Annotated in this window: 13 protein-coding genes and 1 other annotated feature; of the genes, 4 read left to right on the forward strand and 9 right to left on the reverse strand. The window is 45.5% G+C overall.

Features of this window, described 5'->3' with window-relative positions; translation table 11 throughout:
* Positions 1–14 precede the first annotated feature (14 nt).
* The 3 genes from OP489_RS01230 to OP489_RS01240 form a co-directional block, all read right to left on the reverse strand.
* On the reverse strand, positions 15–794 hold the full coding sequence (locus tag OP489_RS01230; RefSeq protein WP_266162569.1) for a TatD family hydrolase: 780 nt from the start codon (positions 792–794) through the stop codon (positions 15–17).
* Entirely contained in the window at positions 791–2,719 is a 1,929-nt protein-coding gene (gene metG / locus OP489_RS01235) for a methionine--tRNA ligase (RefSeq protein WP_266162570.1), read from the reverse strand. Before metG ends, OP489_RS01230 begins: the two co-directional genes overlap by 4 nt.
* Positions 2,720–2,896: 177 nt before the next feature.
* A complete protein-coding gene (locus OP489_RS01240) occupies positions 2,897–4,114 on the reverse strand; it encodes an LCP family protein (RefSeq protein ID WP_266162571.1) in 1,218 nt (405 codons plus the stop codon).
* 140 nt (positions 4,115–4,254) lie between these two features.
* Positions 4,255–4,522 (forward strand) — a binding site (T-box leader).
* A 158-nt stretch (positions 4,523–4,680) separates the two neighbouring features.
* On the opposite strand from OP489_RS01240, the gene OP489_RS01245 reads away from it, so the two are divergent.
* The 3 genes from OP489_RS01245 to OP489_RS01255 are packed head-to-tail and all read left to right on the forward strand — an operon-like array spanning position 4,681 to position 7,454.
* Positions 4,681–5,706 carry an ABC transporter substrate-binding protein gene (locus tag OP489_RS01245; RefSeq protein ID WP_266162572.1) on the forward strand — a complete coding sequence of 342 codons (1,026 nt, stop codon included), beginning with the start codon at positions 4,681–4,683 and terminating at the stop codon, positions 5,704–5,706.
* Between the two features lie 52 nt (positions 5,707–5,758).
* Positions 5,759–6,676 (forward strand): ABC transporter permease, encoded by a 918-nt coding sequence (locus OP489_RS01250; RefSeq protein ID WP_266162573.1) that lies wholly within the window; start codon positions 5,759–5,761, stop codon positions 6,674–6,676.
* 4 nt (positions 6,677–6,680) lie between these two features.
* Positions 6,681–7,454 carry an ABC transporter ATP-binding protein gene (locus tag OP489_RS01255; RefSeq protein ID WP_266163452.1) on the forward strand — a complete coding sequence of 258 codons (774 nt, stop codon included), beginning with the start codon at positions 6,681–6,683 and terminating at the stop codon, positions 7,452–7,454.
* An 84-nt stretch (positions 7,455–7,538) separates the two neighbouring features.
* Here the strand turns inward: OP489_RS01255 and OP489_RS01260 are convergent, their stop codons facing one another.
* The 6 genes from OP489_RS01260 to OP489_RS01285 all read right to left on the reverse strand — a co-directional run bounded on the left by OP489_RS01260 (position 7,539) and on the right by OP489_RS01285 (position 15,088).
* Positions 7,539–9,416, reverse strand: coding sequence for a serine hydrolase (locus OP489_RS01260; protein WP_266162574.1), 1,878 nt, complete (start codon positions 9,414–9,416; stop codon positions 7,539–7,541).
* The gene (locus tag OP489_RS01265) at positions 9,413–9,895 is read right to left on the reverse strand and encodes a hypothetical protein (protein WP_266162575.1); all 483 of its coding nucleotides are present in this window, start codon (positions 9,893–9,895) and stop codon (positions 9,413–9,415) included. The genes OP489_RS01260 and OP489_RS01265 overlap by 4 nt, the downstream gene beginning before the upstream one ends.
* Before the next feature lie 31 nt (positions 9,896–9,926).
* On the reverse strand, positions 9,927–11,213 hold the full coding sequence (locus OP489_RS01270; RefSeq protein ID WP_266162576.1) for a competence/damage-inducible protein A: 1,287 nt from the start codon (positions 11,211–11,213) through the stop codon (positions 9,927–9,929).
* A gap of 62 nt (positions 11,214–11,275) precedes the next feature.
* The gene (thiI, locus tag OP489_RS01275) at positions 11,276–12,448 is read right to left on the reverse strand and encodes a tRNA uracil 4-sulfurtransferase ThiI (protein ID WP_266162577.1); all 1,173 of its coding nucleotides are present in this window, start codon (positions 12,446–12,448) and stop codon (positions 11,276–11,278) included.
* Between the two features lie 45 nt (positions 12,449–12,493).
* Positions 12,494–13,627: a cysteine desulfurase family protein gene (locus OP489_RS01280; protein ID WP_266162578.1), complete on the reverse strand. Its 1,134-nt coding sequence runs from the start codon at positions 13,625–13,627 to the stop codon at positions 12,494–12,496.
* A gap of 282 nt (positions 13,628–13,909) precedes the next feature.
* A complete protein-coding gene (locus OP489_RS01285; protein ID WP_266163453.1) occupies positions 13,910–15,088 on the reverse strand; it encodes an MGDG synthase family glycosyltransferase in 1,179 nt (392 codons plus the stop codon).
* 220 nt (positions 15,089–15,308) lie between these two features.
* Between OP489_RS01285 and OP489_RS01290 the strand changes: the two genes are divergently transcribed.
* Positions 15,309–16,811 (forward strand): VanW family protein, encoded by a 1,503-nt coding sequence (locus OP489_RS01290; RefSeq protein WP_266162579.1) that lies wholly within the window; start codon positions 15,309–15,311, stop codon positions 16,809–16,811.
* Positions 16,812–16,880: the final 69 nt, after the last annotated feature.

Here is a 16,880-nt window from a genome sequence, read left to right on the forward strand (position 1 = left end):
TTATTTTTAAATATTTAAAGAGCAATATGAAACAGTCTGCAGGCATTTTCAATTCCTAATTGAAGCACTTCCTCAGTTGTACAGTTGCGGGCCTGCGCAATGACTGCCGCTGATTTTGGAATCATGGTACTGTCGCAGCGCTTTCCGCGGAAAGGGACCGGCGCCATGTAGGGACAGTCGGTTTCTGTTAAAAGCCGATCAGAAGGAACCGCTGCTGCAACCGCAACCGGAACCCTCGCATTTTTAAAGGTGACAGCTCCACCCAATCCTACATACATTCCGATTTTTACCAGTTCCCGCATCATTTCAACACTGCCGGAAAAACAGTGCATAACGCCGCGCGGACGATATTTTCGCAGAATTTCCATCGTATCGCCGTGCGCCTCGCGGTCGTGAATGATAACCGGAAGATCATATCTTTTTGCAAGCTCCAATTGTGTGATGAAAGCTTTTTTCTGATCTTCTCTCGAAGCGTTTTCGGCAAAATGATAATCGAGTCCAATTTCACCGATTGCAATCAGCTTGGAGTCCTTTTTTTTCAACATTTGTTCTAATTCGGTCAGCCAATTTTCCGGCGCTTCTTTTACTTCTTCCGGATGAAGCCCAATCGCTGCATAAATATAGGAATATTTCTGAGCAAGCAAGAGTGCTTTTCGGCTACTCTCAAGAGAAGCACCGCAGTCAATTAGACCACAGACACCATTCTGAGGTAAAAACGTATCCAAAACCGTTTTACGGTCAGAATCAAATGCCGCATCATCATAGTGCGCATGGCTGTCAAAAATTTTGTTCATCGAATTCGGCTTCCTGCCGGGACACCATCTAGAAATACAACTTTTACTTCATCACCGGCATCCGCTGCTAAAAGCATTCCCTGGCTTTCTACGCCGCAGAGTTTTGCAGGCTTCAGGTTGGCAACAAGAACAATGGTTTTTCCAATCAAATCTTCCGGCTGATACCATGGCGCAATTCCGCTGCAGACTGTGCGTCCCTTTTCTCCATCGTCCAAAGTTAATTTCAACAGCTTTTTTGCACGTTTGATATGCTCGCAGTTAACGATCTTTGCAGCACGCAATTCCACTTTCTGAAAATCATCGATCGTGATCTGCGCAAGTCCTTCAATCTTTGGTTTCTGCTGCGCAGCGGGATTCGGAATCAGTTTGTTGAGTTCCTCGATTTCCTTGTCAACGTCAATACGGGGGAAAAGAGTATCTCCTTTTTGTACGGTCACATCAGAAGGAAATTCACCAAACTTTGCAGCACTTTCATAACTGCATTGATCACCGCTGATCCCAAGCTGCTCCTGAATCTTTGGCGCTGTTTCGGGCATAAAAGGCTTAATCAAAATCGAGACAATGCGCAGACTTTCGCAGAGGTGTGCCATAACGCAGGCAAGTCGATCTTTTTTAGATTCCTCTTTCCCAAGAGCCCATGGGGTGGTTTCGTCAATATATTTATTGGTGCGTGCAATAAAACGCCAGATTTCTTCCAATGCTTTGCTAAACTGATAGCCGTCAATATTTTGGTTGCACTTTGCCCGCAGCTCGTTGCCCATCTTTTCTAGTTCGCCGTCGGGATCGGAACTTTCCCGCTGGGCAGGAATTTTGCCGTCAAAATATTTTTGCACCATTGCGGTCGTACGGGAAAGCAGATTTCCAAGATCGTTCGCAAGATCGGCATTGATTCGTGAAATAAGTGCTTCGTTTGTAAAGACACCGTCACTGCCAAATGGAATTTCGCGCAGCAGAAAATAACGAATCGCATCTACGCCGTAACGTTCACAGAGAATATAAGGGTCTACAACATTGCCCTTGCTTTTACTCATTTTTGTGCCGTCGCCAAAAAGCAACCATCCGTGACCGTAAACTTGTTTCGGCAGAGGAAGATCAAGCGCCATCAACATGGCGGGCCAGATGATGGTGTGGAATCTAACGATTTCTTTTCCAACAAAATGGACATCGGCCGGCCAATATTTACGGTAAGCACTGTCATCGTCGCTTCCATAGCCCAGCGCAGTGATATAGTTCGTCAAAGCGTCCAGCCAAACATAGACAACATGTTTGGGGTCAAAATCAACCGGAATGCCCCAAGTGAAGCTGGTACGGGAGACGCAAAGATCCTGCAGACCCTGATTGATAAAGGCAATCATTTCGTTCTTGCGGCTTTCGGGTTGAATGAATTTCGGGTGATCCTGATAGTATTGCAACAGCCGGTCCGCATATTTGGAGAGTTTAAAGAAATAGGCTTCTTCTTCTGCCCATTTGACTTCGCGGCCGCAGTCCGGACATTTGCCGTCTTTCAGCTGATTTTCTGTCCAGAAGGATTCACAAGGGGTGCAGTACCAACCTTCATATTTGCCCTTATAAATATCACCCTGATCGTGTAGTTGCCGAAAAATTTTCTGAACTGCCTTCACGTGATAGTCATCCGTTGTGCGAATAAAACGGTCATTAGAGATATTGAGCAGTTTCCAAAGGTTCTGAAAGACTTTGGAAATACGGTCGACATACTGTTTTGGAGTGATGCCTTCCGCTTCTGCTTTCTGTTCAATTTTCAGACCATGCTCGTCCGTTCCAGTGAGAAACATGACGTCATAGCCCTGCATGCGTTTATAGCGAGCGATCGCGTCGCTCGCTACGGTACAGTAGCTGTGGCCGATATGCGGATTGCCGGACGGATAATAGATCGGCGTTGTGATATAAAATGTTTTCTTTTCCATATTGAGAACCCTCCATGCGGATTTTACTAAGCAATAAATAATATTATTATATATCGAATGAGGAGGAATTACAAGAAAAAGCCATTTTCATGGGATTTGCATGTGTATTACATACTGAAAGAAGCAGCATCAAAAAGATAAAACAAATTTGGAAAAAGTTCAGTTCACTTTTTGATTTTAAGAGGTGCTGTCAGTCTCATAAATAAATTTCCGGACTGCAAGACAGTTTTGTGTCAAATCGGGGACCAAAACCATTCCAACGTCTACGGTAGCGTCCTTCCAGGAGCCGTCTAGAGGGACATAAAAAGTCTTTGTGGAATAAAAGACTGCCGGAGAGGAAAGAAACGTGATTCCGGTGAGCTCAATTGCCGGGATGTTCGTACGCAGTTTTTTGAGAATATCCGGAAGTTTGGTGATTCCAGAGGGGCTGAAAACTTTTTTCAAGAGCTTTTGAATCACTTCACGCTGTCTTGTTGTTCTGCCAAAATCAGTACCGACTTTTCGGATACGGGCATAATAGACGGCATCAGCGCCGGTTAGATGGAGATTGCCGGCAGGGTAAGAAGTTCCTTGATCGTGATTGAGCTGATCGACCAGATCCTGATCCATGGTAACGTCAATTCCGCCAAGATCCGTGATGATATCGGCAAGCCCATCCATATCGACAGCAATGTATTTATCTATTTTAATGCGGAAGTTATTTTCAATGGTCTGCATGGTTAACGCTGCACCCCCATAGGCATAGGCGGCGTTAAGCTTGTCCATCCCGTTTTCGGGGACAGCGAGATAAAGATCCCGCAGAAAGGAAGTCAACTTTATAGTGTGATGGTGATGATCAATCGAGAGCAGCATGATCGAATCACTGCGCTGTGCGCCTGCATTTAATTTGTCGAGCCCTAACAGCAGAATATTTGTGACAAATGGGTCGGACATGACGCTGTAGGTGGGCGCATTTGTAGGCTGCGCTACATATTTGCTCTGATCGGTGTTCCCAGACCGATCCATTTGAGAATAGAGCATTGTTAAAATAACGCCGATAATGATTAAAAAGACCAGCAGAATGCCGAGAATTCGGCGAAAAAGATGGTGGTGCCGACGACGGGGCTTTTTGTGATTGTCCAAATCGTCTCGGTCATTTCGGCGAAATGGGTGATTCCTTTCGGAGCGAGAGGCCTGATTTCCCGGTGCCTCTACATAATTATAACAGTCAATCGGCAGTGTTTCTTCCTGCGTTTTATAGCGAGAGGAAGGAGATGCTTTTCTACTTTTTTGAGAGCCTTTTTCGGCAGCAGAGGAAGGCTTTTTTGTGGAGGAATAGATATCTTTTGCTTTCCCTTTTCCTTTGCTGTATGAATAAATATCCCGGTCTTTTTCGGGGTGGGATGAATCAGTCATCGGGAGATCCTCCTTATGGTATTAATATAGAATCATTCTAACTGTTTCCCAAAAAACTGTCAAGTTATGTAAACTTTTGAAGAAAAATTTTCTTGGCAGTTGACTTTTTAAAAAAGCAAGCATATAATAACACCAAATATAAAAAACCGATGAGAAAGAATAGTAACTCTGAATATCTTTTGCAAAGAGAGCCGCAGAGGGTGTGATTGCGGTAAAAAGAGGTAGAGCGAATGGGCTTTTGAGGGCAGGATGAAAAGCGGATTTTGAACCGTTTAGTAGTTCCTGACGGGGACTTTACCCGTTATCCGGAAAGCGTGTATATTATGAAGTACATGAAATTGAGTGGGCGTTTTTTTGAAACGTCAATTTGGGTGGTACCACAGGAGTTTTAGAGCTCTTGTCCCTGTGTTTTTGCAGGGACAAGAGCTTTTTTGATGCAGAGAAAGGGGTGGGGCAGATGCCGGATGGTTGGTGGCAAAGCTTTTTGCCAAAGAAAGAAAATCTTTGTACGAGGGTAGGCATTTGCCTAGATCAGTGATTGAGTGACAGAATTTGGAGGAATTAAAATGAAAAAAAATCTTTTGAAAAAAATATCCGCATTTGTAATGGCAGCATTTTTAGCGACGGCAGCTACTGGTTGTGGAAGCAGTTCTTCTTCCACCGGTGCTTCTTCAGAGGCTTCTGGAAAAAAGACAATCGGGGTCATTCAGTTTGCGACGCACCCATCTCTTGATAATTGCTATGAAGGCTTTAAAGAAGGGCTCGCCGAAGGCGGATTTAAAGAGGGCGAAAATCTGACGATTGATTTTCAGAATGCACAGGGAGAGACCGCCAATGCAGATATGATTGCAAAAAGTCTTGCCGCCAAAAATTATGATATGATCGGCGCAATCGCAACGCCTGCAGCGCTGAGCGCATACGGAGCCACCAAAAATGCCGGAACACCGGTAGTCTTTACAGCGGTCAATGATCCGGTCGGGGCACAGCTCGTTAAAAGTCTTGACAATCCAGGAACCAGTTGTACCGGGAGCAGTGATGTACTTCCCTTGGAAGCACAGGTCAAGATGATTCGTGCATTTTTGCCCAATGCGAAAAAGATTGGAGTCCTTTATACGACTAGCGAGCCGAATTCGGTTTCTATGTTGGAAAAGTTTAAGGGAGTTGCGGCAAACGAAGGCTTTGAGGTTGTCGAACAGGGCGTAACCAATTCCAGCGAAGTTGCTTCCGGTGCAACAGCATTGGCTGCAAAAGGAGTGGATTGCTTTAATAACTTTACGGATAATAATGTTGTTAACAATCTTTCAAGTGAACTGCAGGCTGCCAAAAAGGCTGGAATTCCGGTATTCGGCAGTGAAGTGGAACAAGTGAAGAACGGCTGCCTTGCAAGCCAGAGCATTGACTATGTGGCACTTGGCAAACAAACCGGCCTCATGGCGGCAAAAATTCTTAAAGGAGAAGCAAAAGCTTCCGACTTGCCGGTTTATACGGTAGAAGATGCTACCCCTGTTTATAATGAAACAGTACTGCAAGAAATGGGACTGAGCCTTCCGAGTGAATATCAGACAGCGGAAAAAGTGACTTCTGCAAAATAAAAAGCACTTTTTTATAGAATGGGATTTTTGGAAAGAGAGCTGAAAAGAGAGCATGAATGTGTTTTTTAATCTGATTTTGGCAATCCTCGAGGAGGGATTTATCTACGGAATTATGGCAGTCGGTGTTTATATCACCTATCGCGTTCTGGATTTTCCGGATTTGTCTGTAGATGGAACTTTTCCAATGGGAGCCTGCCTTACGGCGGTGTTGATTTCGCATGGAATGAATCCGTGGCTTGCGTGTTTGTGTGCATTTTTCGCTGGAACAATTGCAGGCGGAGTAACAGGACTTTTGCATGTAAAGCTTCACATTACCGATCTGCTCTCTGGAATTTTGGTTATGACCGCTCTTTGGAGCATCAATCTGGCAACCATTATGGGTGGAAAAGCAACGGTTACGATCTTTAATTCCGACACGATTTTTAATTCAGGGCTTGCGATGCTTTTGCCGAATGGAGCCGCACAGTTTCGGGTTGTTATTTTGGCAGCAGCTGTTTGTCTCTTGATTAAATATTTGACGGATGCCTATTTACGAACACGTTCTGGATTGTTGCTGCGCGCGGCAGGGGATAATGCCCAGTATGTGATTTCGCTGGGAAAAGATCCGGGCAGCATGAAAATCCTGGGATTGATGATTGGAAATGGCTGTACGGCACTTTCCGGCAGTATCTTGGCACAGCAGGCAGGTTCCGCCAATGTAGCGAGCGGAACCGGTATGGTTGTAATGGCGCTTGCTTCGGTAATTATCGGAACAACGGTCTTTAGAAAAGTCAAATTCATGCGTGCAACGAGCGCAGTCGTCTGCGGTGCGATCCTTTATAAGGCCTGTCTTGCAGGAGCAATGCAGATGGGGCTCGATACCAATTATTTAAAGCTTTTGATGGCGGTCATCTTTACGATCGCTTTGGTGGGGAATCAAGTTACTTTGGGAAGGAGGAAAAAGCAGCATGTCGATCCAACAAAAATCTGAGCCTTTGGTTCGAATGGAACACATTGCTAAAGTTTTTCACCCAGACGAGGTGAATGAAGTTGCTCTTTTCCAAGATTTTAACTTGACTATTCGTGAGGGCTCTTTTGTCTCAGTTGTGGGGAGCAATGGTTCCGGAAAAACGACCATCCTTAATTTGCTCTGCGGCTCCATTCCGGTGGACAGCGGAAAAATTTTTGTGAGAGATCGCGAAATTACGAAGCTTTCCGAATATGCGCACAGCCGGTTTATCGGGCGTGTGTTTCAAGACCCTGCGAAGGGAACCTGCCCGCAGCTGACCATTCTCGAAAACATGGCGCTTGCCGACCAAAAAGGAAAACCATACGGCCTTGCCCATGGGGTAAACCGCAAACGGGTGGATGCTTATCGCGGTCAGTTAGAGCTTTTAAAGCTGGGATTGGAAGATAAGCTGGAGGTGACGGTTGGGAGCCTTTCCGGCGGACAGCGTCAGGCTTTGGCACTTTTGATCGCCACGATGACGCCGATTGATCTTCTGATCCTTGATGAGCATACGGCAGCGCTGGACCCGCGTTCCAGTGAGACGGTGATGGAGCTCACCGAACGGGTGGTTAAAGAAAAACATTTGACGGCGCTGATGGTTACGCATAATCTGCGGTTTGCAGTGCGTTACGGAGACCGTCTTCTTATGATGCACCGCGGAAAAATCGTTTTGGATCATGAAGGGGCAGAGAAAAATGCCTTGGAAGTTCGTGACCTGACGGATCGGTTTAACGAGATCTCAATTGAAGATGGAAATTGATATAAAACTGCAAAAAGGACACCTTCCTAATTGAAAGGCGTCCTTTTATTTTATGATTAAAGATAGAATAAGACGAAAGAAAATTTATCCTTCAACCTCATTCTTTTTGGATGACTTTTTGAGCTCATCCGAAATCAAGGTCCCTTTTACACGGGGACGCATGATTTCTTTTGCACGCTGCCGCAGACGATTTTTGGAAATGGCCTCCATCGTTATCTCTTTGAGACTGCCGCTTCCGCTGTCTACTAAGCCAAAGAGCATTTCGGTAGCGGTTTTAACGCTTGGGAGTTCATCCATCCGCAGGAATACTTTGTGACCGCCTTTATAGAAAATAAATTTCATCAGACGCGTACAAGGCGTTTGTAGAAAATGAATATACAGTTTTAGAACGGTACGGTCTTCCTCATCCGTAGTGAGTTCTGCAGAAGAACCGATAAAATAATCTTCGCCGCCTAATTGAATCCAACTGCGAATGGCACTTGTCTGCAGACCTGCATCAATCGTAATCTCGGATTCGCCACAGAGAAAGGTGCAACGACAAAGATCCGGTTCAAAGGCAAATCGGACTGCCTTTGGAGAAGATGGAAAATTATTTGTAACACTGCGCAGAATGAGCGGCATCAAAGAAGCAAATCTATCTTCTAATAAGAAATCACCCTCCGGAATTGTCTTTGCGAGCGGTGGAATCGAAGGAACATGCTTTGGCTCCGGAGAACTTTTCAGTGCATGAAATAAACGGGAAAGCCCTTTTTGAGGAGGCTCTTCCTGAGAAGAAGCCTGTTTTGGATGGTTCGGCTCTGCATAGAGATGGTCAATCACGTCTAAAAGCTTTTTGACAGCCATTACATCATTCGGAAGCGGCATTTCTGCAAGAGGCTCAGCCTGATCTCCAAAGAATTTTTCAATAATTTCCAGAGAGGAATCATGAAAAAGTTGGCCGCTTCCGCTGGTGATAGCGATTACCATATCGCGGGCCGGAAGAACAACCACATATTGTCCAAAGACACCATTAAACTGATAGGCATCTTTTGCAGGAAAACGCCGAATCTGATATCCGTATCCGGTAGAGCGGTTTCCCTCTTGAAAAGGAATCCAGTTCGAAGTACTGTCAATTACCCATTGTTCGGGGATAACCTGAATCTTTTTATTGCCTTTTTTCCAAGCACCGTGCTGCAGATAAAGCTGACCGAGCTTCAGCATATCGACTGAGCGCAGATAGAGTCCCCAACCACCTTTTTCAATTCCCATAGGGCAGGTTTCCCAGCGCGGTTTCGGAATTCCAAGTGGAGAAAAGAGACGCGGCATCAAAAAGTCGACAAGGGACATTCCTGATTTTTTGCAGATAAGCGCCGAAAGTATGTAGGAATTCATACTGTTGTAGTAGAATGCGGTTCCAGGTTCGAAAAGGCAGTCGGAAGACAGAAAGCCTTTTACCCAGTCTTTATCGGTAATGCTGAATACCTCGTTATATTTGACGCCGGAAGTCATAGTCAGAAGATGGCGTACAGTAATATTGTTAAAACGAGCACTGCGGAACGGCGGCCGAATCTCAGGGAAAAGATCAACCAGTTTGTCATCCACTGAAAACAGATTTTCTTTTATAGCAAGTCCCACAGCCATGCCGACGACACTTTTGGAGAGGGAAAACATCATATGGGGGCATCCGCTGGAATAGGGCTGAAAGCTGCTTTCTGTAATCATTTTTCCATGGCGCATAATGGCCACGCTGTGTACCCGGATATCCGGACAATCACGAAGCGCTTTATAAAAATCGGCGATCGTGCGGCTAGGAACCCCTTGTGCTTCAGGAACCTCGCGTTCCATGCCATAGATTTCAGCATCCGGGTTCTGACGGTTTGGATAAGGAACAAACGGATAAGGCGAAATCTGTTCAGGGGTTCCCTGTAAGAAATGGATTAATAAATTTGCAGTTTTCACCTGCGGCATAAGATCTGGAATCATAGGGATTCCTCCTTCTGGTCCATGGAATTTGTCACAAGATTTTGATAGTCAAGATGTAATTCCGGCTCAGGAGCCGGAAGGCTGAATTTGTCCCGCAGCCGACGGTTTAAATCAGGAAGCATTGCTCCCAAAGAATCCGGATCGTCCGGAAGAAGTGCAATCGCTTGACTGAGGCTTTCGATCAGATAGCCTTTTGTATTTTTCTGTCCGTGGAGCTTTAAAACACCGTCAGGGCGACCGCCTTTTGTGGGAACCCCTAAAATCCGGCAAATCTCCAATGTGCATTCCGGCTGTCCGCCCTCAGCAGGGCCAACGATTAAAACGATGGGGCTTTCATTTAAAAGCTCAGCTAAAGCGGCATGCAGACGCTTTAGATTCGTTGCAGTGCGGATTGCAGTAAAAGTGATTCCGCTGTGCCCTAGAAGTTCCTGGCAAATGCTGGTGCGGTGTGCTTCGTAAAAAATAACAGCGGTATCCATTTTGGCAGATCTTCCTTTCTGATTGTAAATTTTATTTACGGCGGCGCTCGTGATGGAAGGCCGGCACTTCGATGTCGGGCAATCCTAAAAGACGGCGGCGCAGCATATCAAGTGCATTATTGGCGGCGGCTAAGCGCAGGAAAGAACGCTCTCTAATATGGCCGTTTTTCGGATTTAGTTCCCGAATCCAAGTGCTGTAGCCATCACAGAGCCCGATATAAATCAGTCCGACCGGCTTTTCGGCAGTTCCTCCGTCGGGCCCGGCAATTCCGGTAATCCCAATGCCAAAATCGGCACCTGCTTTTTCCCGAACGCCTTGTGCCATTGCGGCGGCAACTTCCGGGCAGACCGCACCTTTTTTGCGCAGTAACTCTTCCGGAACACCCAATAACATCGTTTTAATATCATTGGAATAGGTGACGGCTCCCATATGAAAGACTGCAGAAGACCCCGGAATATCCGTGATTCGTTTTGCCACCAGCCCGCCGGTGCAGCTTTCTGCTGTTGCTAGTGTCATTTTCTGCTCTGTGAGAGATTTGACGACTACTTCTTCGAGGCTTTTTACATCAATTCCATAGACCGCGTCTCCGAGGCGATTGCAGACTTCATGCACCATGGGTTTACATAATTTTTGTGCTTCCTCTTTGGTAGAAGCTTTCGCGGTGACCCGGACATACATTTCATTGGTCTTTGCATAAGTTGCGACAGTTGGATTTTTGTTTTCGGTTAAATCTACAATTCGTTCTTCGGCGGCACCTTCTCCGATTCCATAAACGCGGATATCGGTGCTCCAAATAATGCTGTCCGTTAATTTGGAAAGAAACGGAATTGCATAATTTTCCATCATAGGAACCAGTTCTGACGGAGGTCCAGGCAGCATGACGACCACTTTTCCGTCTTTGGTGGTAAATCCACATCCGGGAGCGGTACCGTGATCATTTTGAAGGACGGTGCAGTCTTCCGGCAGCATCACCTGTTTTAGCTGATTAGGACCGCAGTCCCGGCCTTTAAAATATTCTTTGAGGCGCTCAAGACTCTTTTTATCCTGTACGAGGTGACGCCCTGCAAGACGTGCACAGGTTTCTTTTGTCAGATCGTCTCCGGTGGGCCCAAGGCCGCCGGTGGTAACGATTAAATCTGCGCGGGAAAAAGAATCGGTGAGTGCAGTGGTAAGTCTTTCGGAGTTATCACCGACAATACTGGAATATTGTACATCAATGCCAAGAGCAGCTAGACTGCGTGCTACATAAGCAGTGTCGGAGTTGATCACCTGACCGAGAAGAAGTTCTGTGCCGACCGAAATAATTTCAGCTTTCATAGTAAAGAGATCCCTCCTAATTTTTAATAACGGCTGATTTTACAGCCGAAAGAATCAAAATTTTAAACGGGAATCCGGCGAACGGTTGTATTTTGTACACATTCGTCGAGAAGTGCTTCAACGGGAAGTACGGATTCCGCTTGTAAAACATCTTTCAGATTCGGACGAGTACGGGGATGTTTTGGAGTAAAGACAGTGCAGCAATCTTCAAAAGGCTCAATAGAAGTTTCAAAAGTGCCGATTTTCTGAGCCATTGCAACGATATCCCGCTTGTCGTCCCCAATCAGCGGACGAAAAACAGGCATCGAACAAGCTTCATCAGTGCAGCAGATTGCCTGTAGAGTCTGGCTTGCTACCTGGCCGAGACTTTCTCCGGTAATCAGTGCGCGGCAGTCCTCTTTTTGCGCAATTCGTTCTGCAGCCTTCATCATAAAGCGGCGCATCAAAATGGTAAAATATTCTTCTGGACAATGGTCGCGGATCGCTTCTTGAATATGCGTGAACGGGACGGTAAACATATAAATCCTACCGGCGTAAGCGCTCACTTCGGTGAGCAGATCGACTACCTTCTGTTCGGCACGCTCGCTGGTGTAAGGTGGACTTGCAAAATGTACGGCGGAAAGTTCCAGCCCGCGGCGTGCCATCATCCATGCGGCAACGGGACTATCGATTCCGCCGCTGATGAGAATGGCAGCTTTTCCGCCGGTACCGACAGGAATTCCGCCTGCACCGCGCAGCGGTTCACCATGGATATAAGCTGCAAAATCACGCACTTCTACGCGCACGATTAAATCGGGATGATGAACATCGACCGAAAGATTCGGAAATTTTTCCAGTAAATAAGCGCCGGTCTCAGCACTGATCTGCGGAGAATTGAGCGGAAATTTTTTATCGCTGCGCTTTGCTTCCACCTTAAACGTTTTGGCACAAAGCAGCTGATATTTCAGATACTCGGCGCAAGCGGGCAAAATCTTTTCCATGCTCTTCTCGGTAACGCAAGCTCTGGAGTAGGTGGCGATACCGAAAATCTTTCCAATTCGTTCGGAGGCTTCGTCCATATCGCAGTCGTCGGAAAGCGGGGTTACCGTAATGGTAGACTGTAGGGAACGTATTTCAAATTTTCCGGCGGGCGCAATTCTTCTGCGAATATTTTTGAGCAGAGTCTGTTCAAAGGTTTGGCGGTTGAGCCCTTTTAATACCAATTCGCCTAATTTAATTAGAATAATTTCTTTCATGATCAGAATCCGTTTCTATGTTTATTTTGAATTTATTGAAAAATTTTATACATGCTGAAGGGAACGAATTCCTTCCTTTACAGCGTTGCAGAAAGTGAGAACGTCTTCTTCCGTATTATAGCGGGAAAAACTAACTCGCAGAGCAGAATTGATTCGCTCGCTTGAAAGCTTCATGGCAGAAAGGACGGGACTTTTCTTTCCTTTGGAGCACGCAGAACCGGAGCTGACATAAATATTTTTAGAAGAGAGAAAATGCAGCATCGTTTCTGCACGAATTCCAAGGACAGAAAGATTGCACACAAAGGGAAGTGCATCAGAGGGACTGTTGCGGACGACTCCCGGCACCGGTGCCAATGTCTCAAAAAGGAGATCAGAAAGGGCCTGTGCTTTTTTGCGGGAGACAAGAGGGTTCGGTAAAACGGAACAGGCAGTCCCGAAAGCACCGATAAGAGGCATTGCCTCCGTGCCGGGACGAAGATTTCTTTCCTGTCCACCGCCGAAAGTATGGGGCCGAATCGTAATGCCCTTTTTCAGGTAAAGAGCGCCGACTCCTTTTGGTCCGTGAATTTTATGAGCGCTGATTGATAAAAGATCAATCCCTAAATGCTTTGGAGAAATCGGAAGTTTTCCGAATGCCTGTACCGCATCCACATGAAGGAGCGCAGGGGCACCGGAAGATTCAATTGCCATATGGGCAGCTTCAATTGGAAGGATCGTTCCGACTTCGTTATTCACCGCCATCATGCTGACGAGAATGGTGTCCGGGGTGACAGCTTCAAAGACTTGTTCCGGAGAGATGTGGCCCTCTTTGTCCGGCATGAGATAAAGGACTTCAAAGCCTTCTTCCTCAAGAGCATGTAACGTATTAAGCACAGCCGGGTGTTCGATCGCGGTAGAAACAATGCGTTTTCCGCGTTTCTTTCTAGCATGTGCTGCTCCAAAAAGAGCAAGGTTGTCCGCTTCGGTTCCGCCGGACGTAAAAATGATTTCTTCCGGTTGGGCGCTCAAAACTTTTGCAACCTGTTCGCGCGCAAGGCGCAGAGCTTTCTCTGCTTCAAACCCCATTTTGTGCAGAGAAGAGGGATTTCCATAAGTTTCTGTCATGAGGGAAAATGCTGTTTTAGCGGCTTCTTCGCAGACCTTGGTGGTAGCCGAATTATCAAGATAAATCTCCTGCAAGATGATCCTCCTGTTTTGTATATGATTGAATCTTTATTATACACCCACAAAAGTTTGGAAGCAACTGAATCAAAGACAATCAAATTGGCTGCTTTTTGTTTGTGCTTGCGGCGTCAGAAAGAAAAAATGAGCAAACACATATGGAGTCATTTATTTGCAGAGTTTCGGATTTCATACAGATAAAATGAAAAAAGGATCGACTTTCCAACAAAAATTTGAACGGAAAGTCGATCCCCTTTTGTTTTCATGGAATGATTTTGGACAAAGCAGCATAAAACTCGATTAGGTGGGATTGTTGAGAGATTTAAGCCGCTCCTGCGGAGAGAGAACTTCTGCATAGGGACCGGTGTGATAGACCTTCATAAGATCTTCCATGAGTGAAAAAATCTGCTTTTTGGAGTCGGTCTTATCGAATTCTTCGCAGGAAGCGCGCATCTTTTTCAGTTCCTCTTCGTTGCTGAAAAGGTCCGAAATAATCATGGCGCAGTCTTTTCCACTGCCCAATTCCACTGCCATATTATGGTTCAAAAGGAAATCGGCATTGTCTTCTTCCTGACCGGGAATTGCATCAAACACAGCCAATGGGATCCCACAGGCAAGCGCTTCACTGACGGTTAGACCACCAGGTTTTGTAACCAGAAGATCCGAAGCATGCATATAGGATTCCACTTCATCTGTAAAGTAGATAAGCTCTGTTGGCTTTTTGCTGTGAGGTATGGCTTTTTCTTTAAACATTTCATAGAGCTTTTCATTTTTGCCGGTGATTACAATAATTTGAAAATCCTGTGGCAGAGCAGTGATTCGTTCATAGATTCGCAGAACGCGTGTCACACCAAAAGAACCTGCCATAATTAGGATCGTAGGTTTGTCCGGATCAAGGTCCAGACGGATACGAACAGAACGGCGATCTTCTTTTTTAAAGAAGGCATCCCCTACTGGAATCCCAAAAGGATGAACCAGTACCCGTGGAACTCCCATCGTTTCCATTTCATCAATCATATCTGCGGTGCTGACAACATAGGCATCTACATTGGAGGCAATCCAGGCCATGTGCGGACCGTAGTCCGTCATCAGGCAGATAAGAGGAACTTTTAAGATTCCCTCTCGCTTCAGATTCGAAATCATCTCAGTTGCAAAAGGATAGGTGCTTAAAATCACATCGGGATTTTCTTTTTCTAATAGAGGAATCAGCTTTTGTGCCGCACTGTGATTAACACGGACCATTAGGCTGTTGAGCGGGGTATCTTTATTTGTTGCTTTATAGAGAGAGCCAAAAAACTTTGGCGCTTTTTTGGCGATCAGTTTGTAGCCGTCACAGCAGGTCCAGTCCAGTGCTGCACTGACATTTTTAAGTGCATCTGCGACCAGTACTTCAGCGTTTGGTACATTCTGTTTGATATATTCTTCTACTGCATGAGCTGCACGTAAATGTCCACCGCCTGCTGCGGCAGAGAGAATCATAATTTTCAAATCATCACTCCTTTAAAATATTCATAAAAATTATAGCATAAACTTCCTGATTTTTCTACATGGCGTTTTCGCCAAAAAGGTACTTGTTTGCAAAGCTGTAACTTTACACGCAATCTCAAAGTTACTATAATGAAAAAAGAAGAAAATTGGCATAAAATGTGTTTTTTAAGGGGAATCCGGAAGGATTCCGTTTTTTGGGAGGATCTATATTATGCAGCATTGCCAAGAGGAACCTGTAAGAAACATGATGAAGCCCAACAGACATAAAAAAAAGGTTACTTTTATCTGTTTGGCTTCTGTTGTTGGCGTTTTGATTATCGTTGGTGCCATTGTATTTATCTTGATTCAACAGGGAAAGCTTGCAAATCCATGGAGAAGTGCGAATACTTTTGCAAATGGTGTAACCGTAGAAGGAATTGATTTGGGCGGCAAAACAATGGAGCAGGCAAAAGATGCACTTGCAGATACAGAAAAGCAAAAAACTTCCGGATATCGATTTGAACTCAAATATCAGGATCAAACTTTTACTGTGTCGGACCAAGATTTTAAGGTCACCTGTAATACGGATGAAGTTCTGCAAGAGGCAATCAAAGTGACGAAGGCGGAAAATTTTTCTCTTTCAACCACGGTTGATCAGTCGACTTTAAAGACTGCTTTGGAAAATGCGGTGGCACCTCTTAATAAAGAGGCAAAAGATGCACAGGCAAAATCATTTGATCCTTCTTCCGGAAAAGTTACCTGTGATGCGGCGCAGACGGGTGTAGAAGTACAGAACGATCAAGTCTTCCAAGATGTTCAGAAAATTTTGGATGAGGGAAATAAAACCGGCAGCGTGACTTTAACAGTGAAAACGGTAGATCCGCAGGTTACAGCCGATGATATTCAGAAAAACACTGTAAAATTGGGAACTTTCAGCACGGTTTCCACGAATAATGCGAATGGTACGTTTAATATGGCACGCGCCTTGGAAACGGCTAACGGAACGGTTATTCAGGGTGGAGGAACATTTTCTTTTCTTAATACGGTAGGAGCTTGTGATGAAGCTGCTGGATATAAGCCGGCCGGAGCAATCGTAGATGGGAAAGTGGTAGATTCTTATGGCGGTGGGATCTGCCAGGCGAGCACGACAATTTATGGTGCTGCGCTGCGTTCGGGATGTGCCATCACTGTTCGCTACAATCATACCTATGCTTCTTCTTATGTGCCTTTGGGACTGGATGCGACGGTCAGCTGGCCGAGTGCGGATTTACAGTTTACCAATCCGACGAAATATCCGATGTTCATAGTGAGCGGTTCTAACGGGAATACAATGTTCTGCACCATCTATGGATATAATGACGGAACGTGGGATAATATAGAAGTTTCTTCATGGCAGGCCAGTAAAGATGACAAAGGCGCCATAACAGCAGATGCACAGCGTACTTATTATAAAAATGGTGCAAAAGTGCGCACAGAACAGCTGCCGAGTTCTTATTATTCCAACAAAGAAGCAGCTTCATCCGGTTCTGCACAAACAAATAATGATGTCGAAAATAATACGAGCCAGACGCAGCAGCCTTCGGTAGGAACAGCGGGAACGGTTTCGCAAGGTTCCGATAATAATAATGTAGGGCCTTCTTCCAGCAACACGGGGAGCAGTACAAAGCCGCCGCAGGGAGAAAGTTCCTCGGTTTCCCAAAGTCCTTCGGTTTCTCAAAGTTCAAAAGCTGCCTGAAAATGATTAAAAAAATATTAAGATGGGCTGAACCGAAAATAACGGTTCAGCCCATTTTACGGGCAAGAG

The organism is Caproicibacterium sp. BJN0003 (genome assembly GCF_026314295.1).
Taxonomy (GTDB): Bacteria; Bacillota; Clostridia; order Oscillospirales; family Acutalibacteraceae; genus Caproicibacterium.